The sequence below is a fragment of the Acidocella sp. C78 genome (genome assembly GCF_907164655.1).
Genome location: NZ_CAJQZK010000002.1, coordinates 139,857 through 162,468, shown reverse-complemented (window position 1 = coordinate 162,468; position 22,612 = coordinate 139,857). Strand labels below are relative to the sequence as shown.

The window sequence follows — 22,612 nt, the reverse complement described above, 5'->3', positions numbered from 1 at the left end:
AACAATTAGCCGATCAGAGAAGTCCCTCCGATCGGGCGAGGCTCCAGGACGGCGCTTCAAAGATGCCGGCCGCGCTCCACCAGAAACTGCGCCGGCAGCACATTCGCGCCGACGAAGAGCAGCGTCATCAGGCGGCCGTTCCAGTAAGGACGGAAACACAAGGGCTGCTGCTTGCCCTTCAGGCTCCAGCATGCATCCTTCGGATTGACCGACTGGATGCCAGTCTCATCGACGACGTGCCCCTCGGGACTGACCACGCGCATGGTGAGTTGGCCGCCCGGCGCAACATAGATCGAGGTCCGCCCGCCATCCGCAAGCGGGCGATACAGCGTGTTGCCCAGGGTCAGATGCAGGAAGCCGATCTTGGTCAGCGGCTGGCCGTAATTCGAATAGCCGGTCCCAAGGCCGGGGCCGGCGGCCGGTGCCACCGCGCTGGCGGACGCCGCGGCACTTCCGGAGGCAGGCTGCGCGCCCGTTTGCAGGCCATGACTCGACATGCAGCCGCCCAGAGCCAGGGCGGGGATCAGCCACGCCAAATGCCGCAAGCCTCGCGCTCGCCCCGGCGCAAAAGCAGAACGGTTCCGTTCCGCCCGCATCGACTTCACTCTCATGCTGCTATCCGATCCGGCAGGTTATCGTCGAGTTGCGGACATACCGGCCAGGTCTCGCATCGGCCGCGGCGCCGGGCTTCAGTGAACAATATTCAGGCTCACATTGCCATCCGATATGGGATTGGGCGCCGATATCCGGCCAGGTACCACTTCATCCCAGAGCAGAACGCCATTGCCTCCCTTCGATTGCGCGGAGAGCGAGGGGGCAACTGATGGGATGCCCTGGGCGGTGGCCGAGGACATCTGTTGAACCGATAGCGGCGAGAGGGGCAGACCGATCTTCTGGATGGTCACCAATTCGACATGGCCGCCAGACCGCACGGCGCGCTCCGCGCCCTGCGCTCTTGCAAGTCCGGGGGCGAGGGCGCTGGCGGCTACCGCCACGCCGAGCCAGAAGCGAAGAGATCGCACCAGTGCGGATTTTCCAGGAAGAGGCCCGAAGCCTCCGTGCATTTTTTGCATGAGCGGGTTCCATCTCACCGTGGCAGCATGGCCTGCATTACATGGTTGGCCTGGGCGGCATTCAGAAGCTGGGTCTGCATTCCGCTGATGTCGATGTTCAGCGTGCGGGTCTGCTGGATGATCTGGCCATTCACCGGGTTCTGGATCAGCGTCGACATTCCCGAAGAACCGACGGTATTGGCGATCATCGTGTAGAGCTGGTTACCCGAGACGCCACCGCCATTACCACCCGCCGGCGGAACGAAGCTTGTGAAGGTCGTGCCCGTGGGCGTCGAACTCTGCTTGTTGATGACGCCTGCAGGTTTGGCCGTATTAATGACATCGCCGAACGATGAGACCCTCTGCGGAGTCTGGGAGGTGGACGTGTATCCCTGCCCATTCAGGACGCCGCTCACCATATCGGGTGAAGTCGAGCGGAAGGCGGGGGAAATCTGCTGGGTCAGATGGCTGATGTCGCCTGACAGGTTCTGCACGGCCTGCCCGTTGACGAGCGTCTGGATCGAGAAGCCGAAATCGATGCCGATGCCGCGATCATTGGGCAGCGAAAATCCGCCGCGCATCCGGGCAAGTATCGCATCCGGCACAATCGGCAAGCCATGTGAGGCAAAGCCGCCCGCGCCGGCGGAAACGGCAAAGCCCGGCGATCCCCCGCCGGGCGGACTGGCCGCGGCCGAAGCCCGGCCGATCGAGAGAGGCAGGACGCTGGCGGTACCCAGAAGCATGATCAGCATCGAGCGTGACATGACGCGCACCATTTCCCTAAAACGTGTTTTGCAGCTGCCAGCCATTGGCCGGCAGTCCGAGATCGCGAAGCTGGAAGTGAGCCAGAGACACCGGCGGCTGCGGCACGGCGTTCCAGACCGCCGGATTGTTGAAGGCGAGCCGCGCCTGCGGCAGATCTGACGTGATCGCGAAAAAAATGCCGCTCCACTGCTTCGCGAAGGTGGCAACCGGCTCGGCCCTCAGGCCGAGGCTGGGATCGGAGAGCAGCACCTCGCCATCGCGCACGCCGCGGACGAGAACAAAATGATGATACCCGTGATAATCTATGAGGACGATCGCCGGCACCCGAACCTCGCTCAGCTTCGCGAGGCTGGCCTTGAACCCGTTCGACGGGATGTGATGCCGGGCAAGATAGTTCTTCATGTCGAGCAGGGAAAAGCCAAGCCGGCGGATCTTTGCCTCGTCGCCATGCCGGTACATGCTTTTGAAAACCGTCTCCTCGCTGACCGGCACGTGATAGACATAGGTCAGAAGCGTCGCCAGCGCCGCGGAGCCGCAGGAAAAATCATATTTCTGATGGACCGTGCTGGTGAATTTCATATCCTGCCAGCTGCGCACGTGCATATAGGCGCCGCTGATCGCGGTGTTGGGCAAGGCGAACTGCAAGACATCGGCCCGGGCCTGGGTGGAGGCGAGACAGGCCGCCACAACCAGGGCGATGGCTCTGCCAAATCTGAAAACCGACCCGAACATCGCGCCTCGCCCCCGATCGCGGCTTAGTGGTTGAGCGTGATGTTCACGACCGTCGAGGTCTGGAACAGCGCATTGCTACCGGTGTTCTGGATGACCGTGGTCAGCCCCTCGTTCCCGGAAATCGAGTTGCTGTTCGATATCGCGCCGGTGGTGCCGGATGCCGAATTGCCGAAGGACGTTGCCTTCAGCTTGCTCATCGGAATGTCGCGCCCGTGAGATGCGGCAAGGGCGGAGGCGGAAACCGGCGTGCCGAACGGATTGCCGCCACCGGCTGCATATCCGGCAACCGGGACCGCGATGATTGACAGCGCGAGGATGTAGGTGGCTGGGATCTTTTTTGGCATGAAGGCCGCTCCTCAGGAGAATGCGTGCACATCGCGAGGATGTGCACGCCAGGCTCACACGCGGCGTTAGCGGACCGCAGCCACGGAAACCGAGTTCTGGATCAGGCTGTTGGCGCCCGTATTCTGCGAGGCCTGCAGCACGCCCTGCGCACCGTTGAACGAGCTGTCCATGCTCACCTTGGCCGAACCGTTGGCGAGGTTCGCGGTATTGCAGTAGACGCCGCCATTCGTGTTGGCGTTGGCGACAGCGCCGGCGAGGGCGTCGGAGCTCGCCGCAACCAGCTTGACCGTTCCGATCGCGGCCGAATTCTGCATCAGGCTGTTCGCGCCGGAGTTCTGGTTCACGTTGACCACGCCGTTCACACGGTCGAAGGACTTGGTGATGGTCGAGGAGGCATTGGCGCTGTGCTCACGGGCGTAGTTGCCGGCGACGGCACCCTGATTGTCCGCATCGGCGAGCGAACCGGCGAGGGTCAAGGCGGTGCCGCTTACCGGGTTGACCGCCGCAACGGCCGCCGAGTTCTGCAGCAGGCTGTTGTTGCCGGCGTTCTGGTTCAGCTGGGCGACACCATTGAAGCCCTCGTAGGAGTTGCCGACCGTGGCGGTCTGGGTCACGCTGCCATCGTCACGGTCCCAGGAGCTGCGCGGGCCGATCTCATCCTCGTTGCCCATCACGCCGCCATAATTGCCCGCACCGGCAACCGCGAGACCGAGGCCGACCGTGTAGCTCTTGCCCTTCGGGTTGTGGACATAGGCGAGCGCCAGGGAGTTCTGCAGCTGGCTGTTGGCGCCGGCATTCTGCGCCTGGTTCGAAACGCCCTTGGCGCCCGAATTGTAGGAATTGGTCAGGCTGGCGCTGTTGGTCTGGCGGCCCATGTTCGCTTCGTTGCCGGCGACAGTGCCGCTATTGGCCGCAGAGGCCCAGGCAACGAACGCGTCGAAAGTGATCGGCGCCGGCGAATGGTTGTTGTGCTTACCCTGATGCGACCCACCGTCATCGCCGTTACGGGCGAAAGCAATAACCGGAGTCACCGCGAGGATGGAAAGGGCCGCGCCCATCAGAAGAACTTTACGCATGACAATAAATCTCCACTTCCCTAAGGGTTGGCTGCGCCATTTCCTTTGACGAAGCCCTTGTTTCATTCATTACAGACTGATGTTTTTCAAATCTGTCTGTGCATCTTGTTAAGCAATTGGCATGCCAACTGGATTTGGTTTTATTATATTGTTTGTTTTCAATGATTTTATGATTTCTGGAAGTATTAAAAATATCGAATACAATTATTTATGATTTCATGTGACGTATTGCGTTACGTTTTCGCCGTCTGCTCGGCGTAACATTCGCGATCCTCTTCGCGGCATTCGTTACGAATATCCTGGATCATCTGGTCGAGCTTGAACCGCTCGATCAGGCGATAGATCGTCATCCGCGAAATGCCGAGATTTTCCGCCGCTTCGGTCAGGTTGCCGCCGCACTGGCGGATCATGTCGACCAGCTCTCCGCGGCGCTCGGCGGCGGAGCGACGCCGCTCGGTCCGCGGCCGCCGCACCGTGTCGTTCGCCGGACGCGGCGCCGGCTGCACCGCCGGAGGTGAAGGCACCAGTTCCGGCACAAACCCGTCTTCGAGATCGCCCGCATCGATCGTGTCGTCGTCACAAACGACGACCGCCCGCTGAACCACCGCCATCAACTCGCGGATATTGCCCGGCCAGCCGTAGGACAGCAGGCGCCGCTGCGCCGCCTCGGTGAAATTCATCTCGCCCCGCCCCATCTCGCCGGCGAATTTGCGCAGGAAAAACAGGGCAAGGGTCAGAATGTCATGCCCACGTTCCCGCAGCGGCGGGCTGTGGATGGTCAGCACCTTGAGGCGGAAGAACAGATCGCTTCGGAACGTTCCGGCATCGATCAGGCTGGTGAAATCGACATTCGTTGCCGAAACGATCCGCACATCGACCGGAATCTGGTCGACGCCGCCAACCAGCTGGATGGTCTTTTCCTGCAGGACCCGCAGCAGGTATCCCTGCATGTCCGCCGGCAGATGACCGACCTCGTCCAGAAACAGCGTGCCGCCCTGCGCGGCCTCGATGATGCCTTTCTTGCGGGTCGCCGCGCCGGTGAACGCGCCTTTTTCATAGCCGAACAATTCCGAGGCGATCAGCGTCGGCGGAATGGCGGCGCAGTTGATCACACGAAACGGGCCCCGCGCACGCGGCGAACGATCGTGAATCGCATGGGCGATGAGTTCCTTGCCCGTTCCGGTTTCACCCGTGATCAGGACCGGCGCATCGCTCGCCGCATATTTGCGGATCAGGTTGAAGATCGTGCGGATTTGCGGGCTGTCACCGACGATGCACCGCTCCGAACCGGAGCGGAGTACCGCAGCAATCTTGGCCTCATCGACATCTCTTTGTGCATCGCTTCGGCCGACCACGCCGGAAGCGTATGAGCCGCGATAGGCGCTGACCGGAAGTCTCTCAGAGCATCCCGAACGTATCATTAAAAAGATTCTCCGGTCCCAAATTTTATGTTTATCACGCGGAAATCTTAATAATTAACCGTAACCCATTACGCAACACATTTTATACGTGTGTTACAAATCATGAAATAACTTTTAGTAGAATTTTCATGTATTTGTATATCGTTTATCGGAATATAACTTAAGGAAAATATTCCGGAAATCATACAATTCTTGGTTGTGTGACGTTGAGGTGACGCCGCAAGACTGTCGAAGGCGGCAATGCTGAGCACCGCGACAGATCGGACAAAATCATGAAAATTGTTTTAAATCAGTACTCTGTGAGAAAATTGGAATGGCACTAAAATTGCTTAATGAAAATTTAGAATAGCAATCTCAATTTTTATCCGAGCCTGCCACTGGCAGGACAAGACAAGGCGAGGCGAACAATGAAACAAAAAACAAGAATTATATTTGGAGTATCATCGGCTTTGATTTTCAGCGTGGCGGCGCGCGCTGGGAATCAGTCCATCGAGAGCTATATAAATCTTGCCGCTGCTCAGAATAATGCGCGCTCGATTCGGAATTTTTCGAATGATGGCGGCGTCAATATCGCCGGACAGTGGCATTTCATCGCCTCTGCCGTGTCGAACCGATCGTTCGACGAGAGCGCCGGGATTGGAACCAGCAGCCAGAATGCCGGCGCGAACAGCGTCCTGCAGAACTCCGTCTCGGTCGCATACATCTCCTCCTGCGGGCTCTGCATCGGCCCCGGGATTGGCAGACGCGGGGTGGTGATCGGCGCGGCCAGCAACATGGCGATTTCAGCCGGGAATCATGATTACCCCGGATACGGTCAGGCAAGCCCGGCATCCTCCGGCGGACAGCCCGGCAATAATGGCGGATCGGGGAGTAACGGCGGGACCAGCGGTGGGACCGGCGGCGGAACCGGATCGGGGACCAGCGGCGGGACCGGCGGCGGAACCGGATCGGGGACCAGCGGCGGCACCGGCGGCGGAACCGGATCGGGGACCAGCGGCGGCACCGGCGGCGGAACCGGATCGGGGACCAGCGGCGGGACCGGCGGCGGAACCGGATCGGGGACCAGCGGCGGGACCGGCGGCGGAACGGGAAGTGGTACGCCGGCCAGTTTCGGCCTGACCGCGCAGGGGAGCGATCCCTTCGCCACCGTCAACCAGTCGTTCAACAATGATGTCGGCATCTTCACCATCAACCAGAACGGTGGCGCCAACAGCACGGTCCAGACAGCGACAGCCGTGGCAGCGCTCGACACCGCGGGTTCGATCGGCGCGGCGGAGGCCGCGGCAAAGGCGCAGAATTCAGCGCGTTCGCGGCAAAACACCTCGTACAGCATCGACACCCCGACAACCTCGACCGTGCAGAGCAGCATGGATCATTCGACCGGCGTGCTTGGTCTCGCCCAGAATACCGGGTCGAACGCGGTCGTGCAGAACGCCGCTGCGGTCACGGCAATCAGCGCGCGGGTTGCCCCTGCCAGCGCACTGGCCCTGGCTGCGGCTTCATCGTTCAATCAGGCATCGCTCAGCGGAAACTATGCCTCTTCGATCGGGCAGACGAACGCGGTGTCGATGGGCCAGAGCTATAACGGGACGAGCGGTATTCTGATGGCTGCCCAGAATGCCGGAGCGAACTCGATCGTGCAGAACAGCGTGTCGGTCGCGTCGATCCGCCCGTAAGGGGCGCATGGCTAGAGCATCATCCGATCGGATTGAGTCATCTGATCGGATAAAGATGCTCTGGTTATCAACATCATAGGGCACTTTCCGGATCCGGCGGGGTCCGGAAAGCCGCCCTCAGTCATGGCCGGCACTCGCCCTGCCATGAAGCGCGGCGACTGAGCAGCGCCAGCACGGCAAACGCGCAGGCCAGAAGGGCTGCACCGAGGGCGGCGCCCGCGTAGATATCCCCGCGATCGGTCAGGGCGAAAACCTCGACCGGCGCCGTCACCCATTGCGGCGGATACAGCATGATCGACGCGCCCAGCTCTCCCATCGACAGGGCGAAGCCGAGCGAAAGCGCCGCCAGGATCTGCGGCAGAAGCAACGGCAGCGTTATCGTGATGAGAACCCGCGACCGCGTCGCGCCGAGCGACCCGGCGATCTCTTCAAGGTTTTGCGGCAGAAGCTCAAGGCCCGCACCGATCGTTGCATAGGCATAGGCCATGACCAGGACGACATGGGCGAGGATGACCAGAATCGCCGTTCCGTTCAGCAGAATCGGCTTGCGGCTGAAGGCGATCAGCAGGGCGAGGCCGATCGTCGACGAGGGCAGCGCGACCGGCAGGAAATAGAGCGTGTCGAGCGCGCGGCGGAGGGAACGCGGCAGGCCGCGCGCCGCCAGCGCCCCGCCACCCCCGAGCAGCAGCGCGCCGGCCGAGGCCAGCAACCCGGTTGCAACACTGTGCAGCAGGGCGGCGCCCTGATCTCCCGACGCCAATGCACGCATATGATGAAGTGTCAGGCGCGAAGGCAGCACTCCATTCCATTGCGCGGTGAAAGCGGCCAGCAACAGCAGAAGCAGGGGCAGGCCGAACACACCCCCGAACAGCGCCGCCACGGCAAGGCGGGCCCACCGCTTCGTCGTCGGCAGGAACACCAGCTGGCTCATGAGGCCAGCCACGCGCCGAGCCGGGTAATGCCGAGGCGGTAGAGCGCAAAGACGGCAAGCGAGAGACCAGCGTCGCAGACCGCGATGATGCTCGCCCCCGCATAGTTGAATTGCTGCACCGCATCGCCATAGATCAGCATCGGCAGGGTGATGACATTCTTTGCCCCCATCACCAGCATGATGCCGAATTCATTCAACGTCAGCAGCAGGCAGAGTCCGCCACCCGCCAGCAGGGACGGAAGCAGTGCCGGGACAACGACGCGACGGACCACGCCGATCGGCCCCTCGCCGAGACCGCTCGCCATTTCGAGCAGCGCGGGATCGAGCGACTGGAACCCGGCGAGCAGCGGACGCAGCACGAAAGGCGTATAGAACGTCACCTCCGCCAGGACGACACCCCAGAACCCGTAGAGAAAACTCGCCGACTGACGTGAACCGTCGAGCAGCGGCGCAAGCAGCGCCGTCATCAGGCCGGCGTTTCCGTAGAGAAACGTGAGGGAAAGCGCGATCAGAAACGAGGGAAAGGAAAGATAGGCGTCCACCAGCCGGCCAAGGGACGCCGCACCGCGGAACGGCGCCAGGTTGAGAAGCAATGCCAGGACAAACCCCAGCAGAAGACACAAGATCGTCGCGGTCAGGGCGATCTGCAGCGTGTGGCCGAGTGCGCTTGCAAAGACCCGGGAGCTGATGACCTGCAGTGCCGGCGCGAGGCTCCAGCCCTTTGCCCCGCGGAAGGCGGCGGTGATCATCAACCCAAGCGGATAGAGCAACAGAAGGAAAACCGCCGCGAGGAGCGGCACCAGTGTGATGGCGCGCCGCCATCGCCGGCCGGCGCCTGGCCCGGTGCCGTTCATGCCTCCGCAACCAGGCAGGCGCGGCCGGGATCGAAGCCGAGCGTCACCATGGCCCCGACCGCCGGAGCGCCCTGCCCTGCCGGCAGATCGATCCTGAGCGGGTGCGCTCCCGCCACGGCCTGGACGCGCTGCACCGGCCCCATCCACTGCACGCCGGTGATCCGCGCTGCAATCCGGTTCGGGCCGGTTGCGCCGATTTCGATCGCATGCGGGCGCAGACAGAGCAGCGGACGCGGAGCCGGGCTTCCCGATGCGGTCCTGACCGTCAGGTGCTGTCCGTCGAAATTCACCACCGCGAGATCGCGATGGCAGGCTTCGAGACGGACCGGGAGCAGATTTGCCTGGCCGAAAAATTCCGCGGCGTATCGATGTTCGGGCGTTTCGTAGAGGCTGCGCGGAGTCCCGCACGCGGCAATCCGGCCCTCGCGCATCAGCACGATCCGGTCGCCAAGCGCAATGGCCTCGCCCTGATCGTGCGTGACATAAACGATGGCCAGTGCCGGCAGTCTGGCATGAAGGCTGCGAAGTTCATCCAGCAGCCCGGCACGCAAGGGCGCATCGAGGGCGGAGAGCGGTTCGTCGAACAGCAGGACCGGCGGGCGAATCGCCAGCGCCCGGGCAATCGCGACGCGCTGCTGCTGACCGCCGGAAAGTTCGCGCGGATAACGGCCGGCAAAACCGGCCATGCCGACGAGATCGAGACAGGCGGCAACACGCTCGGCAATCTCCGGCTTCGGCAGGCGACGCGCGTTGAGACCGAAGCCGACATTGGCGGCCACCGTCAGATGCGGAAACAGCGCGTAATTCTGCACGACCATGCCAAGCCCGCGGGCATGGGGCGGCAGCGCGGTGACATCGCGCCCGGCCAGCATGATCCGCCCCGAAGTCGGCGGCACGAAGCCGGCAATCGCGCGGAGGATGGTGGATTTGCCCGACCCGGACGGGCCGAGCAGCACCTTGACTTCGCCCGGCGCCACAGACAGCGAAACGCGATCGAGCGCCACCGCCCCTCGATACCGCACCGTCACGGTATCGAGGGCGATGGACGCCGTCAGCGAAGTGTCGGGATCAGCGTCGCGCAATGCCTGGTCCCATCTGGCCCGTCACGCCGCGCGCGGCCGGCACCGGTCTCAACTGCCGGTGACGCGATGCCAACGGGCGATGTTGGCATCGAGCCCGCCCAGAACCCCGGTCCAGTCCGGCGACCAGACATCGACACCGTGCATGATCCCGGCCAGCGCCTCGGCCGTCTTGCCACGCGCCGGAACATCGCTCCGCACCGGAAAGCCGCGGGCGACATCATAGACGGAGTCCTGCGCCTCGCGACCCAGCAGGAAGTCGATCAGCCTCGCCGCCGCGGCGGCGTGCGGCGCATTCTTCACAAGGGCGATATCGTAGGGGATCGGCATGGTGATGCGGCGGCCGCCATGCGCCGGGAAGAAGATGCCGAGATGCGGGTATTGCCGCATCTGGGCGAAATTCATCTGCACATCGCCATTCGCCACGAGGATTTCGCCCTTGTCGACGAGCCCGGCAAGGCGCCCGGTCGAGGCCGACGGTCCCAGATTGTTGGCCTGGAGCTTGCGCAGATAGGCAAACCCCTGATCCGCGCCGCCCATCGCCTGGATGATCTCAAGCATCACCGCGGTGCCGTCACCGGCCTGGCCGGGGGTTGAATACTGCAGCCGGTTTTTCAGGCCCGGCGCGAGCAGCGCGGCGTAGGTCGCCGGCGGCGCCTTCAGTTCTGCCGTATTGTAGATCCAGCAGGCATAGTTGTTGACCAGCGGGAACCAGAGATCGCGGGCGCTGCGGGTGGAAGCCGGAATGACGCCGAGAGACGATGGCTTCATCGGCGCCAGCACACCGAGAGATGCCGCCTTCTGCATGAAGGGCGGCAGGGTCACCAGCACATCCGCCTGCGGATTGGACCGTTCGGCGAGCACACGGTTGACCACCACGCCCGAGCCCGCCTCGACATACCGCACCGCGATGCCGGTTTTTTTGGTGAAGGCGGCAAAGACGGTGTCAAACCAGTTGGGTTTGCCATCCTTCAGGCCATCGGCCGAATACACGGTGACGACGCCGCTGGCGCGGGCGGCGCGCGTGGCCGCCACGCTCGCCACAGCGGCGGAGCCGGCCAGCGCGGTGCGGCGCGAAACGCCGGTTCGGATCGGGGTCGGGATTGGCATCTTGAACTCCGCTTTTGCGTGTTTGCGGGTTCATAACAGGCATCACGCCAGGGGGGCCGATCAAGCGCGTCCGTGTTATCGTTTCGTGATACCCGCAAAAGGCTAGGCACCGAGACGAACGGGTTGGCATTGGCCATGCCATGCGTGGTAGAGGCGCTGCCGATGGCAGAAGCTGAAATCATGCGGCGCGGGGCGTCAGAGGGCGGGCGGCCCGACCTTCTGTTCGATGTCACCCGGCTTGCCGGCCGGCTGCTCGAAGGCAAGCGGCCGACGGGGATAGACCGGGTTAGCCTTGCCTATCTGCGCCATTTCGGGACCGGGGCGATGGCGCTGGTGAGGCACCGGGGGCGCTGGGTGCAGATTCGCGAACAGGCGGCGATGCGCCTTTTCGGCGCCCTGCTCGGCGAGCCGGGAGCGGCGGCGCGAGTGGTACGCACGCTCGTCGCGCAGCACTTTCTCGCGCCGCGCCGGATCAGGCCGGGTTCGATGCTGTTCAATACCGGCCATAGCGGGCTGGACGAGGTTTCCTATGGCGCCATGGTCCAGCGCTTCGGGCTGCGGCCGGTCTATTTCCTGCACGACCTGATCCCGATCACCCATCCCGAATATTGCCGGCCTGGCGAGACCGCGCGCCATGAAATGCGGCTTGCAACCATGATCGAGACCGGGGCGGGGCTGGCGGTGAACTCCGAGGTCACGGCGCGCGATCTTGCACGTTACGCGGAGGGGCGGAACCTGCGGATGCCACCGCTCGTGGTCGCCCCGCTGGGCACCGAACCGCTGAAACTGCCGGCGGCAGCGCCGCAGGAGACCGCTCCCTATTTCGTGATGCTGGGCACGATCGAGCCACGCAAGAATCACCTCGCGATGCTGCATCTGTGGCGCCGGATGCTGGAGACGACCCGCGCGGAGACGGTTCCCTCGCTCGTGATCATCGGTCAGCGCGGATGGGAGTGCGAGCAGGTGATCGACCTGCTAGAGCGCTGCGTCGTGCTGCGCGGCAAGGTCCGCGAGCTGAACGGCTGCGATGATGACACGCTGGCCACTTGGCTTGCCGGGGCGCGGGCATTGCTGTTTCCCTCCTTCGTCGAGGGGTTCGGCATGCCGCTGGCCGAAGCCCTCGCCCTCGGCGTTCCGGCGATTGCCAGCGACCTTCCGGTGTTCCGCGAAGTGGCCGGTGATATTCCGGACTATCTCGACCCGCTGGATGGTCCGGCCTGGCAACGCCTGATCCTCGATTACGCGATGCCAGACAGCGCGGCGCGCGGCGCGCAGATGACGCGGCTGCGACATTATGCCGCGCCGGACTGGGCCGGTCATTTCCGCATCGTCGGCGATTTCCTTGACCGGCTCGGCACGGGACAACCGGCATGAACCCGCCGCCCGCGCTTCTGTCTGACTGGCCGGACATCGTTACCGTTCATGGCTTCCCGCGATGGAAGTGGCGCTATGTGCGCCGCTGCCTGCCTGGCCGCAGGCTGAAATTCGTCGGCGCCGATGCCGGGGCGCCCGAGGCGGGCGGCCTGCTGCTCTGGGGCATGGCGCCGGTGCCGGCGGGGACGAGGGCGAATCTGCCGGTCGCGCGCATGGAGGATGGGTTTCTCCGATCGGTGGGCCTTGGCGCCGAACTGACCCGGCCGCTCTCCTGGGTCATCGACCGGCGCGGCCTCTATTACGATTCGTCCCGGCCATCGGATCTCGAGGAGCTGCTCGAAGGCTGGGCCATGCCGGAAGCGTTGCGGGAGCGGGCCGCGGCGCTGCGACAGGGCGTGCTGCGGGCGGGGCTTACGAAATACAATCTCGCGGGCCCGCAATGGCAGCGGCCGGCGGGGACGCGGGAGGTGGTTCTGGTGCCCGGGCAGGTGGAAAGCGATGCGTCGCTGGCGTTCGGCGCGCCGGGACTGCGATCGAATATCGGGCTTTTGCAGGCCGTGCGGGCCGCGAAACCGGACGCCTATCTGGTCTACAAGCCGCACCCGGACGTGGTGGCACGGCTGCGCCGCGCGGGGATCGCGGAATCCCGCGCCGCGGAAATCGCCGACGAGGTGATGACCGACACCCCGATGCAGAACGTGCTCGAATCGGTGGATGAGGTTCATGTGATGACCTCCCTCGCCGGCTTCGAAGCCCTGTTGCGCGGCCTGAAGGTGGTTTGTCATGGCCAGCCCTTCTACGCCGGCTGGGGGCTGACGGAAGACAAGCTGCCGATCCCGCGCCGGACGCGCCGGCTCAGCCTCGACGAGCTCGTGGCCGGCGCGCTGATCCTCTACCCCGTCTATATCGGCGCCACGTCACCGATCGAACCCGAGGATGCGCTGGCCGAACTCGCATCCTGGAAGTCGCGCGAGGCCGGCACAAAACGCCCATTTCAGGAACTCTATCGCGCCCTGCTGCGCCTCTTTATCGGGGTGCGCTGAGTCGATTCCGACAAGGCAGATTCTGGCCACCGGGCAGCGAATTTGCCCCTTTATTGCGCCGGACAAACGTGACAAAGGATTACATGGCAGTAGTACTTAAGGTGGGATGGGCGTGGCGAACCGGCGGTTGCGGGCGGAAATTTACCAGCGGATCGCGGATGTTCCCGGACAAATCTGGGACGACCTCATCACCGGCTCACATGAAACCTTAAGCCGCACGTTCTGGAGCGTTCTGGAAGCCTCGGGCCTTAACGATTTCGAGTATCGCTATGTGCTGTTCTTCGATGAGCAGGGACAGGCGGCGGGGCTGAGCAGCTTCTACAACGTGACCACCGACATCGCGATTTTCGCGACCGGGGTGCTTCGGACGCTGCTCAACGGGATGCGACGGGTTTTTCCCAATTTCCTCAAGCTGCGCATGCTCGAATGCGGCACGCCGATCACCATCACCAGCCCCCCTTTCGTGCGTCGCGACGATATCGAAGATGCCGATATCGTCGCCGCCCTGCATGAGGTGTTGATGCGCGTGGCCCGGCAGGAGGGCCAGCTCTTCATCGTGGCGCGCGATTTCGAGCCGGAAAGCTTCGCTCTTGAAACCGAGTTCCGCCGGCATGGCTATCACTGGATTGGCAGCCTTCCGAATACCTATATCGAGAATGTCTGGAAAAACCCCGACGACTATCTCGGCGCGATGCGGAGCTATTTCCGCAGCAAGCTGAAAAAGCATCTTCGCCGCAATGTCGAAGCGGGCGTGACACATCGTCTGGTCGAGGATTTCGACGAGCTTGCGACCATACTTCACCAACAATGGATGCTCGTTCACGAAAACGCGAAGGAATTCCAGCGCGAGGTGCTCACGCCGGAATTCTATCGCCATTACGCGCGCATGATGGGCTCTCGCTCAAAGGCGCTGCTGTTCTACCGGCACGGCGAGCTGGCAGGGCACGCTCTGCTGATGGTCGACGGCGACATGCTCCGGTGGCTGTATGTCGGCCGCGACGTTGCCGCAAACGATAATCTCTATCTTTATATCGCGCAGAAAGTCGTCGAGACCGCGATCCAGCTCGGCGTACGGCGCCTCGAAATGGGGCTGACCACCTACCCGATCAAACAGGATCTCGGCGCGGTGGTGACGCCGATCCGGGTTGCGGTCCGGGCGCGATGGGGGCTCATCAACCCATTCGTCGGCCTCGGCTACAACCTGTTGAACGAGGTCCCCGCGCCCGCGCCACGGGACATTTTCAAGGCCGCCGGGAGCAAGGCGGCATGAGCCTCGCCGAACCCGTTCTGGTCACCGGCGCCACCGGCTTCATCGGTGGCCATCTCGCCGCCCGCCTGCGCGGCATGGGCATGCGACCCCGGCTGCTTGTGCGCGACGCATCCCGATTGCCGGCGGATCTGCGCGAGACGGCGGATATCGTCATTGGCGATATGGCTGCCGCCGACCAGCTCAGAGACGCCGTGCGCGGTGCGGGGACGATCTTTCATTGCGCCGCCAACGTGAACACCTGGGATCGCTGGCCGGCCTATGCGGCGGTAAACATTTCCGGCATCGGCAACCTGCTCGACGCCATCGCCGCCGAACGGGCCAAACCGGCACGGCTTGTACACCTGTCGTCGGTGGATGTGTACGGATTCCCACATGCGGCCGCAACCGAGGCGGCCCCCGCGAACGGTGGCGCCTTCGGCTATGGCAGGAGCAAGGCCGCAGGTGAGGCCGTGCTGCGCGAGACGGCGGCAAGGCTGGGACTCCCTGTGGCGATCCTGCGCCCGACAAACGTGATCGGGCCAGGCAGCCAGTTCATCCGCCGGATCGGTGACGAACTTCGGCGCGGGCTGATGCTGACCATCGATGGCGGCAAGGCTGATTGCGGCTTTCTTTATGTCCAGAACCTGATCGACTGCATGATCTGGGCGGCGACGGCGCCTGCCGCGATCGGCCGGTGCTTCAATGTCCGCGACCCGGTATCGATCAGCTGGGGCCGCTTCGTCGGCGATCTTCGCGCGGGAATCGAAGGGCGCGGGATCGTCATCGATCTGCCGTTCCGCTTGGCCGATGCCGCCGCCATGCTCGCCGAGTTGCCGTGGCGCGCCCGCCTGCTGCGCGGCGAACCCCTGCTCCATCGCCTGCTGGTGCGGATTTTCGGCCGCACCTGCGGGCACGATATCTCGGCGCTGCGGGATGCCGGCGCCCCCCTCGGAGAGGTCGGCTACGAAGACGCGATGCGGCGCTCGGTCAGCTGGTATGGGGAGATCGCAGCATGACGAAGGCCGGCCGCCACGTCGTTTTCCTCCAGGGCATGCCTTGCGCCTTCTTCAAGGACGTTGCCGCGCGGCTGCGCGAAGCGGGGCTGCGCACCACGCGGATCAATCTCTGCACCGGCGATGCGCTGTTCTGGCGTGGCCCCTCTGCGGTGAATTACCGGGGAACCTACAAGGGCTGGCCGGACTTCATCACCCGCTTCTTCGAGCGCGAGGGAGTCACCGATCTCGTGCTGCTCGGTGAACAGCGTTACTATCATCGGGAAGCCGTCGCGGCGGCGAAGGCGCTGGGTATCGCGGTCACCGTCACCGATTTCGGCTATCTCCGGCCGGACTGGATCACCTTCGAACGCGACGGCATGAGCGGTGCGTCGCGCTTTCCACGCGACCCCGCCGCGATCCGGGGCTTGGCGAAGGGACTGCCGGAGCCGGACTGGTCGGCGCAGTACGCAGATAGTGGCGCCCGCATGGCCTGCGGCGATCTGATCCACAATTTCGCCAATGTGCTGCTGGGATGGCTCTACCCGTTCTACCGGCGCAGCGATCGCCGCCCGCATACGCTTCTCTACACCGCGGCCTGCGCGGTGCGGCTCTATGCCAACAGGCGGCTACGCGAGGGGGCGGAGCTATTCGTGCGCGACATTTCGACTTCCGGAGCGCGGTATTACGTCTTTCCGCTGCAACTGAATTTCGATTTCCAGATCGTCGCCTATTCGGATTTCGACGGTGTCGGCGATGCGATCCGCATGGTGCTGACGTCTTTCGCCCGCCATGCGCCGGAAGATACCCAGCTGGTTCTCAAGGAACACCCGTGGGATCCGGCCCTGGTGCAATGGCAGAGAGTGATGAACGAGATTGCCGGTGCGCTCGGCATCGCCGGGCGCGTGCATTACTTGCGGGGGGGGAGTCTGGATGACCTCATCCGCGGCGCCAGCGGTGTGGTTACCGTCAACAGCACGACGGGCCTCCGCGCGCTGCAACTTGGCCGCCCCCTCAAGGTGCTGGGGCAGGCCGTCTTCGACGTTCCCGGGATGAGCTTCCAGGGCACGCTCGATGCGTTCTGGACCGAAGGCGCGGCTCCGGATGCCGGGCTGGTGCGCGACTTTCTGCTCGCATTGTCTCACACGGTGCAAATTCGTGGAACATTTTTTGGAAAAGCCGGCCTGGCCGCAGCAGTCGACAACGCGGCATGGCGGCTTGCGAACAACCGCGTCGGCGAGCGGGAAATCGAGGGACGGAAACTACCGCAACACGAACGCAATCCGCTGATGGTGCCGCAACCCGACGCGATTTAAATTATGTGCATCCGATCCGTTAGGAGCGGATATGTTGCGCTATGCTATTGATGCTCTGGACCAAATATACCCGTTTGACCACCGCCTCTCCCAAAAGCCTCCGGCAGACATCCGTCGGAGCGCTATTTTATGATGCCCGCGCTCTGCAGGGTCTGGAACGGATAAACAATCGAACTGACGACGTTGAGCACCTTCTGCAGATCGGTCACCGGCGCGTTGCTCACATAAATCAGATCGTTGTTGTGCACCGGGAAGGTTTCGGCAGCGAAGAACGTCGCCGGATCGCGCAGATCGAACTGGAAAATAACCGGCACCTTTCCACGAACCAACATTTTTGGCGGTGTCGGCCATTTGAGTGCATCGGGCTTGGCGAACCGGAACAGGAACACCCCTGCCGGGTTCGAGCGATTATCATTAAGGCCGCCAGACCTGGCGATCGCCTGGGCGAGCGAGATTCCGCTCGCCTCGAAACTGACTTCGGCGTTCCGGCCGGTCGCCCCGAGAATGGTGAAACTGAGAGGCTCGTATAACGCGGTAACCACATCGCCGCCGCGCAGCGGGACATTTTCAGTCGGGTCCTTGAGGATGGTCTCAAGCGGCAATACGGCGACTTTACCATCCCGGGAAAGCTGGATCGATGTCTTGCTCACCGGCCTCGACACCCCGCCTGCCAGGGCCAGGGCCCGCAACAAACGGACTCCGCCGGGGGTGACAGGCACTTCCATGCTGCGCCGGACATCGCCCACAACGGTAATGTCCTGCGTATTGTTGGAAGCGAGACGCACGATCACCTGCGGCTCGTTGGCCTTGCCCGCCAGCCGCGCAGCGATCCGGGACTCGATCTGTGCGACGGACAGACCGGCGACATGGATCGTCCCCGCGAAGGGAACCCGGATGTTGCCCGCATTGTCCACCGTCTGCGGCGGCAGCGATACGGTTCCGGTGCCTCCGCCGGACAGTCCCATCGCCGTGGTGGTCTGCGAGGTGAACAGCACAGCCGGCGGCGCTTCCCAGATATAAATCGCCAGAACATCTCCGGCGGCGACCTCGTGATCGGCGTGAACGGGGCCGGAAAACGAAGCAGAGAACCGCGCCTGCCTCGCATCCTGCCGCAACGCGGCGGCGATGCCGTAATTTACCCTGACCAGTTCGATACCATGCAACGATGCGGTCTTCGGCGCCGATTCAACAGCCCCCGTGCGAGGGCCGGCACTTGGCAGATATCGCGAACAACCCGCAAGCCCAAGGCTTGCCCCGACCCCGAGCGCGAGGGAGAGGGCGCGAAAAGAGGAGCCGATCATAGGACGGTCATTCCCGGGCAAGGGCCTCGCAGGATTTGGCAATACCATCTCTTCGGTTTCGGCAAGACGACATGATCCCTTCCAACCACCACGCTGGCGAACATGCCCCCGGTTCTAACTGAACCTCATCCACGCGCAAGAGCGGTCGCCGCGATGATCGAAATGTGTTAATCATGTTACCGGGCCTCTATCGGAACGGCTGCGATGACCGGGTATCCTTTGATGAGGAGGCATTTGGGTCCAGGTCCACCGGGAATGTTGGTTGGCGCAACGAAACCGATCTGCGATCGCGCAGGTGGTTTGTTTCTGGCAGTCCTCTTGCCGTCTTGGTCCGACGACAGGATATAGAGTATGTATGTTGAAGATTTTGTTGTAGGAACAGAAAATACGTCAAACGAAAGAGTATTCTCTTTTTTCAACACTGTCATGGGCGTTTCATCATTGAGTTCAAGAATTCGTGAATGCCGGCCATAGTTTCTGATGTATCCTCGGTTGCGATCGTCGGCATGTCGCTTCGCCTTCCCGGCGGAATTTGTGGCGCCGACGATCTCTGGCGCGCCTTGTGCGAGGCACGCGATCTCGTAACCGAGATCGGTGACGATCGGTGGCCTGTCGGGCTGCTGATGCATCCGCGTCGCAACGAGCCGGGACGGAGCATCACATTTAACGCAGGTGTCATCGAGCGGGTCGGTGCGTTCGATGCCCAGTTTTTTGGCATTTCGCCGCGCGAAGCGGAACTGATGGACCCCCAGCAGCGATTGCTGCTTGAACTGGCCTGGGAGGCCTTCGAGGATGCCGGGATTCCGCCGTCGCGCATGGCGGGAACTGACTGCGCGGTCTATCTCGGAATTTCCGGACTCGATCATGGCGTTCGACTGGTTGACGACCTGGCGACGCTGACAGCCCACACCATGACCGGCAACACGATGAGCGTTGCCGCAAACCGTATCTCCTACGTGCTTGACCTGCGGGGACCGAGCATCGCGGTCGACACCGCATGCTCCTCATCGCTGGTCGCGCTGCATCAGGCATGCCTTGCGCTGAAAACCGGTGAGGCCAGCGCCGCACTCGTCGGCGGCGTCAATCTTCTGCTCCACCCTTATCCTTTCATCGGCTTCACCAAGGCCTCGATGCTTTCGGCCGGGGGCCGCTGCCGGTCGTTCGCCGAGGGGGGCGACGGCTATGTCCGCGCCGAGGGCGGCGGCATGTTCATGCTCAAGCCGCTCGCCCAGGCACAGCGGGATGGCGACCGTGTTCTCGGCATCATCCGCGCGACGGGCGTGAATACGGATGGCGCCCGCAAGACCGGCCTGACCATCCCGAGCGGCGCCGCCCAGGAAGAACTGATGCGGCGGGTTCTGACCGAAAGCGGCCTTGCCCCCGACCAAATCAATTATCTCGAAGCACACGGCACCGGCACCAAGGTTGGCGACCCGATCGAGGCTGGCGCGGTCGGCAGGGTTTACGGGCAGACGCGAACCGGCCCCCTGCCCATCGGCTCGGTCAAGAGCAATCTTGGCCATATGGAGGCGGCCGCCGGCATTGCCGGTCTTGCCAAGGCGCTTCTGGTGGCCCGGCACGGCGCCGTTCCGCCCACCTTGCACGCGGCGATACTGAACCGCGCCATCGACTTCGAGGGGCTTGGGCTCGACGTTGTGCGTCAGCAGCAGGCTCTCCCGACGGCGGGCCTGCGGCGGGTCGCGGTCAATTCCTTCGGCTTCGGCGGGGTGAATGGCCACGCGATCATTGAAGCGGGCGGGGATGCGCACGGCGACGCTCCCGAGCCGGCAGCCGGGCTGCCCCGGCCGCTCGTCCTTTCGGCACAGGATCCGGCGGCTTTGCGGGCCTTGGCCGGACGATACGCCGAACTGCTCGGCACGGCGCCGAATCGCGGCAGGATCGCCCATGCCGCCTGGACCCGGCGCGACTGGCTGCGCGAACGGCTGGCCATCGTCGATGTCGAGGACGAGGACCAGCGCGCCGCCCTGCTCGCCTTTGCATCCGGCGCAAACGCCCCCGGCGTGGTGCGCGGCGCGGCGCTCCCCCGCCCGGCGAGAACCGCCTTCATCTATTCCGGCAACGGCGCGCAATGGACCGGAATGGGCCGCAGCCTGTTGCGAAACTGGCCGGCATTCGCACGCGACGTCGCTGAAATCGGGCGGATGATCGGACGGCAGGGGGGGCCTGACATCCTCGCGGCCCTCGCCGCGGACGACACGTCCGTGCTTGAGGATACAGCGATTGCCCAGCCCGCGCTGTTTGCCCTTCAGGTCGCGACCACGAAGCGGCTGCGCGAACTCGGCATCGCGGCGGAAGCGGCCATGGGACACAGCGTCGGCGAGATCGCCGCGGCATGGGCCTCCGGCGCGCTGGATATCGAGGCAGCCTGCCGCGTGATCGTCGCGCGCAGCCAGGCCCGACTTGAACAGCGACCTGAAAATAGTCCAATGAAAACAGCCATGTATTGTGGGCGCGTGGTTTCTTAGCACCACACCCTGCGGCTTTCGGGAGGATTTGGATCAGGAAGCGGATGCGTCTCGCACGTTGGCTGGCAGGGCGACGCCGGCGGCCTTGAAGATCGGCCCGATCGAGTTGGTTGCTGGGGTGCGCAGGACGATCTGCTGCCCGCGCTTGCTGATGGTGACCTCCTGGAGGCGGTCGAGATCACGCAGGAGATCGGCCCATTCGACGCGCTTGCCGGCCCGGCGGAGTTTTTCGTCGAGCGCCTGGTGCAGGATCAGCGCGAGGAACGAGCAGAAGACGTGGCCGCGGATGGCGGCGTCGGAGGAATGGTAGATTGGCCGGGTGCGCATTGTCGCCTTCGCGACACGGAACAGCCGTTCGACATTCTGCAGGTCCCGGTAGCGGATCACCGCCTGCAGCGGTGAAATCCGGGCGTTGGAGCGCAGCACGAAGACGCCGTCGAAGCGGGCTTCCTCGGCGAGCTTGCCGGCGTCGATCTCGAACAGCTTGTGCTTGCGGCCGGGCTTTGCGTCACTGACCGGGCGCAGGAAGCGGCGATAGGCGGAGTTGCCGATCAGCGCCTTATCGCCGCGCGTCAGCTGACGATCGAGGGCGGCGACCACCTTGCGCCTGGTCTCGGCCTCTTCGATGGCCACCGCCTCGTTGCGGCAGACGATATAGCGCTTGCCCGCGACCTTGACCTCCTTGATGAAGAGCTGGGTCTCGTCGCCACCGGCGCGCTCGAGGCAGAGCGGGGTGTAGGGGCGCTCATCGGCCAGCACCACCTCGCGGACGATGCGGTCGGTGCGTTCCCTTGCGCCGAGCACGTATTCCAGCCCGCGCTCCTCCAGCGCGGCGATCGTCGCGGCACTGATCATGCCGCGATCGGCGACGACGCAGACCCGGCCGATGCCGAAGCGCGACCGCAGGCGGTCGATCACCGGCACCAGCACCGAGACATCGGCGGTGTTTCCTGGCCACATCTCGGTGCAGATTGGCCTTCCGTCCTGATCGATCACCACGCCGAGGATCATCTGCGCGAGCTGTGGGCGGTAATCCTTGGAGTGGCCCCGCGCGCCCAGCGTCTCGCCGCCGGCACCTTCGAAATACAGCGAGGTGGTGTCCATGAACACGACCGAGAGGTCGGTGAACAGATCATGCCGTCGGGCGAAGAGACGCTCTTCCACCAGATCCTTCACCGTCCGTGGCGCAAAGGGCGTGGCATCCCCCTGTTCCTCGTCCGGCAGCTCTTCGCCGAGCCAGGCCATGGCGCGGTAGAGGTGATGCAGGCCGAGCTCCTCGGTGCCGGGAATGTCGTAATCCTCGAGCCATTTGTCGCAGGCGCGATCCGAGCCCGAGACCATGATCCGGTGGAGCACGGTGGCGAACACCGCGCGCTCGACCGGGAACTCGAACTGCCGCCCGGCCAGCAGCTCCTCGAACACAGCAGCGATCCCGCTCTCCTGCCACAGTCGGCCGAACAACAGCGGCGCGCCGATCCGCTTGCAGCTCAGCCCGTCCGGATTGCCTGCCGCCAGCTGGGCCAGGACCGAGGCACGGTCGGCATAGCGCGCGATCGAGGCGGCGAGGCGGTCGAGACCTCCATCGGCCAGGACGACTTCCTTCCGGCCCAGGTTCTTGATGATGCGCTGCTTGCTGCGCCCGTCCTCACGGACGCTCTCGACCAGATAAAGGTAGCTGTAGCCGTTGATTCGCTTCTCGCGCACGAACATGCCGAATTGGCAGCCGAAAACCAATCATAAATCAAGTTAAAAGAAGCAATTTACGCAATTATTTAGCACCACGTTTTTGCAAAATCCCGACGTGCCTACG

The 22,612-nt window shown here is 63.7% G+C and carries 20 protein-coding genes; 7 read left to right on the top strand and 13 right to left on the bottom strand.

The window, feature by feature from the left end:
* Positions 1–56: 56 nt before the first annotated feature.
* From ACIDOCELLA78_RS99620 to ACIDOCELLA78_RS99590, 7 genes are all read right to left on the bottom strand, one after another.
* Positions 57–536: a hypothetical protein gene (locus ACIDOCELLA78_RS99620; RefSeq protein WP_201727800.1), complete on the bottom strand. Its 480-nt coding sequence runs from the start codon at positions 534–536 to the stop codon at positions 57–59.
* 153 nt (positions 537–689) lie between these two features.
* On the bottom strand, positions 690–1,073 hold the full coding sequence (locus tag ACIDOCELLA78_RS99615) for a hypothetical protein (RefSeq protein ID WP_201727799.1): 384 nt from the start codon (positions 1,071–1,073) through the stop codon (positions 690–692).
* Positions 1,074–1,087: 14 nt separating this feature from the next.
* Complete coding sequence (locus ACIDOCELLA78_RS99610; RefSeq protein WP_214006269.1) at positions 1,088–1,804, bottom strand: hypothetical protein; 717 nt, start codon at positions 1,802–1,804, stop codon at positions 1,088–1,090.
* Between the two features lie 28 nt (positions 1,805–1,832).
* Positions 1,833–2,549, bottom strand: a complete 717-nt coding sequence (locus ACIDOCELLA78_RS99605) for a C39 family peptidase (RefSeq protein ID WP_201727797.1) — start codon at positions 2,547–2,549, stop codon at positions 1,833–1,835.
* 23 nt (positions 2,550–2,572) lie between these two features.
* The gene (locus tag ACIDOCELLA78_RS99600) at positions 2,573–2,893 is read right to left on the bottom strand and encodes a hypothetical protein (RefSeq protein WP_201727796.1); all 321 of its coding nucleotides are present in this window, start codon (positions 2,891–2,893) and stop codon (positions 2,573–2,575) included.
* Positions 2,894–2,959: 66 nt separating this feature from the next.
* On the bottom strand, positions 2,960–3,952 hold the full coding sequence (locus tag ACIDOCELLA78_RS99595; protein WP_201727795.1) for a hypothetical protein: 993 nt from the start codon (positions 3,950–3,952) through the stop codon (positions 2,960–2,962).
* 251 nt (positions 3,953–4,203) lie between these two features.
* A complete protein-coding gene (locus ACIDOCELLA78_RS99590) occupies positions 4,204–5,325 on the bottom strand; it encodes a sigma-54-dependent Fis family transcriptional regulator (RefSeq protein ID WP_249675068.1) in 1,122 nt (373 codons plus the stop codon).
* Positions 5,326–5,840: 515 nt separating this feature from the next.
* Between ACIDOCELLA78_RS99590 and ACIDOCELLA78_RS99585 the strand changes: the two genes are divergently transcribed.
* Complete coding sequence (locus tag ACIDOCELLA78_RS99585; RefSeq protein WP_201727794.1) at positions 5,841–7,067, top strand: hypothetical protein; 1,227 nt, start codon at positions 5,841–5,843, stop codon at positions 7,065–7,067.
* Positions 7,068–7,188: 121 nt separating this feature from the next.
* Here ACIDOCELLA78_RS99585 and ACIDOCELLA78_RS99580 read toward each other — a convergent pair whose 3' ends face one another.
* The 4 genes from ACIDOCELLA78_RS99580 to ACIDOCELLA78_RS99565 are packed head-to-tail and all read right to left on the bottom strand — an operon-like array spanning position 7,189 to position 11,041.
* Positions 7,189–7,998: an ABC transporter permease subunit gene (locus ACIDOCELLA78_RS99580; protein ID WP_201727793.1), complete on the bottom strand. Its 810-nt coding sequence runs from the start codon at positions 7,996–7,998 to the stop codon at positions 7,189–7,191.
* The gene (locus ACIDOCELLA78_RS99575; protein ID WP_201727792.1) at positions 7,995–8,852 is read right to left on the bottom strand and encodes a 2-aminoethylphosphonate ABC transporter permease subunit; all 858 of its coding nucleotides are present in this window, start codon (positions 8,850–8,852) and stop codon (positions 7,995–7,997) included. Before ACIDOCELLA78_RS99575 ends, ACIDOCELLA78_RS99580 begins: the two co-directional genes overlap by 4 nt.
* A complete protein-coding gene (locus tag ACIDOCELLA78_RS99570) occupies positions 8,849–9,934 on the bottom strand; it encodes an ABC transporter ATP-binding protein (protein ID WP_201727791.1) in 1,086 nt (361 codons plus the stop codon). Before ACIDOCELLA78_RS99570 ends, ACIDOCELLA78_RS99575 begins: the two co-directional genes overlap by 4 nt.
* A 48-nt stretch (positions 9,935–9,982) precedes the next feature.
* A complete protein-coding gene (locus tag ACIDOCELLA78_RS99565; RefSeq protein ID WP_201727790.1) occupies positions 9,983–11,041 on the bottom strand; it encodes a 2-aminoethylphosphonate ABC transporter substrate-binding protein in 1,059 nt (352 codons plus the stop codon).
* 162 nt (positions 11,042–11,203) lie between these two features.
* Between ACIDOCELLA78_RS99565 and ACIDOCELLA78_RS99560 the strand changes: the two genes are divergently transcribed.
* From ACIDOCELLA78_RS99560 to ACIDOCELLA78_RS99540, 5 genes are all read left to right on the top strand, one after another.
* Positions 11,204–12,415 (top strand): glycosyltransferase family 1 protein, encoded by a 1,212-nt coding sequence (locus ACIDOCELLA78_RS99560; protein WP_249675066.1) that lies wholly within the window; start codon positions 11,204–11,206, stop codon positions 12,413–12,415.
* Positions 12,412–13,458 carry a hypothetical protein gene (locus ACIDOCELLA78_RS99555; protein ID WP_201727789.1) on the top strand — a complete coding sequence of 349 codons (1,047 nt, stop codon included), beginning with the start codon at positions 12,412–12,414 and terminating at the stop codon, positions 13,456–13,458. Before ACIDOCELLA78_RS99560 ends, ACIDOCELLA78_RS99555 begins: the two co-directional genes overlap by 4 nt.
* Positions 13,459–13,570: 112 nt before the next feature.
* The gene (locus ACIDOCELLA78_RS99550) at positions 13,571–14,728 is read left to right on the top strand and encodes a GNAT family N-acetyltransferase (RefSeq protein ID WP_201727788.1); all 1,158 of its coding nucleotides are present in this window, start codon (positions 13,571–13,573) and stop codon (positions 14,726–14,728) included.
* Positions 14,725–15,723, top strand: a complete 999-nt coding sequence (locus tag ACIDOCELLA78_RS99545; protein WP_201727787.1) for an NAD(P)-dependent oxidoreductase — start codon at positions 14,725–14,727, stop codon at positions 15,721–15,723. Before ACIDOCELLA78_RS99550 ends, ACIDOCELLA78_RS99545 begins: the two co-directional genes overlap by 4 nt.
* Positions 15,720–17,015: a capsule biosynthesis protein gene (locus ACIDOCELLA78_RS99540; RefSeq protein WP_201727786.1), complete on the top strand. Its 1,296-nt coding sequence runs from the start codon at positions 15,720–15,722 to the stop codon at positions 17,013–17,015. The genes ACIDOCELLA78_RS99545 and ACIDOCELLA78_RS99540 overlap by 4 nt, the downstream gene beginning before the upstream one ends.
* A 122-nt stretch (positions 17,016–17,137) precedes the next feature.
* On the opposite strand, the gene ACIDOCELLA78_RS99535 is transcribed toward ACIDOCELLA78_RS99540, so the two are convergent.
* Positions 17,138–18,178 carry a polysaccharide biosynthesis/export family protein gene (locus tag ACIDOCELLA78_RS99535; protein WP_249675064.1) on the bottom strand — a complete coding sequence of 347 codons (1,041 nt, stop codon included), beginning with the start codon at positions 18,176–18,178 and terminating at the stop codon, positions 17,138–17,140.
* A gap of 599 nt (positions 18,179–18,777) precedes the next feature.
* On the opposite strand from ACIDOCELLA78_RS99535, the gene ACIDOCELLA78_RS99530 reads away from it, so the two are divergent.
* Positions 18,778–20,802 (top strand): type I polyketide synthase, encoded by a 2,025-nt coding sequence (locus ACIDOCELLA78_RS99530; RefSeq protein WP_307850861.1) that lies wholly within the window; start codon positions 18,778–18,780, stop codon positions 20,800–20,802.
* 33 nt (positions 20,803–20,835) lie between these two features.
* On the opposite strand, the gene ACIDOCELLA78_RS99525 is transcribed toward ACIDOCELLA78_RS99530, so the two are convergent.
* A complete protein-coding gene (locus ACIDOCELLA78_RS99525; RefSeq protein WP_201727475.1) occupies positions 20,836–22,512 on the bottom strand; it encodes an IS1634 family transposase in 1,677 nt (558 codons plus the stop codon).
* Positions 22,513–22,612: the final 100 nt, after the last annotated feature.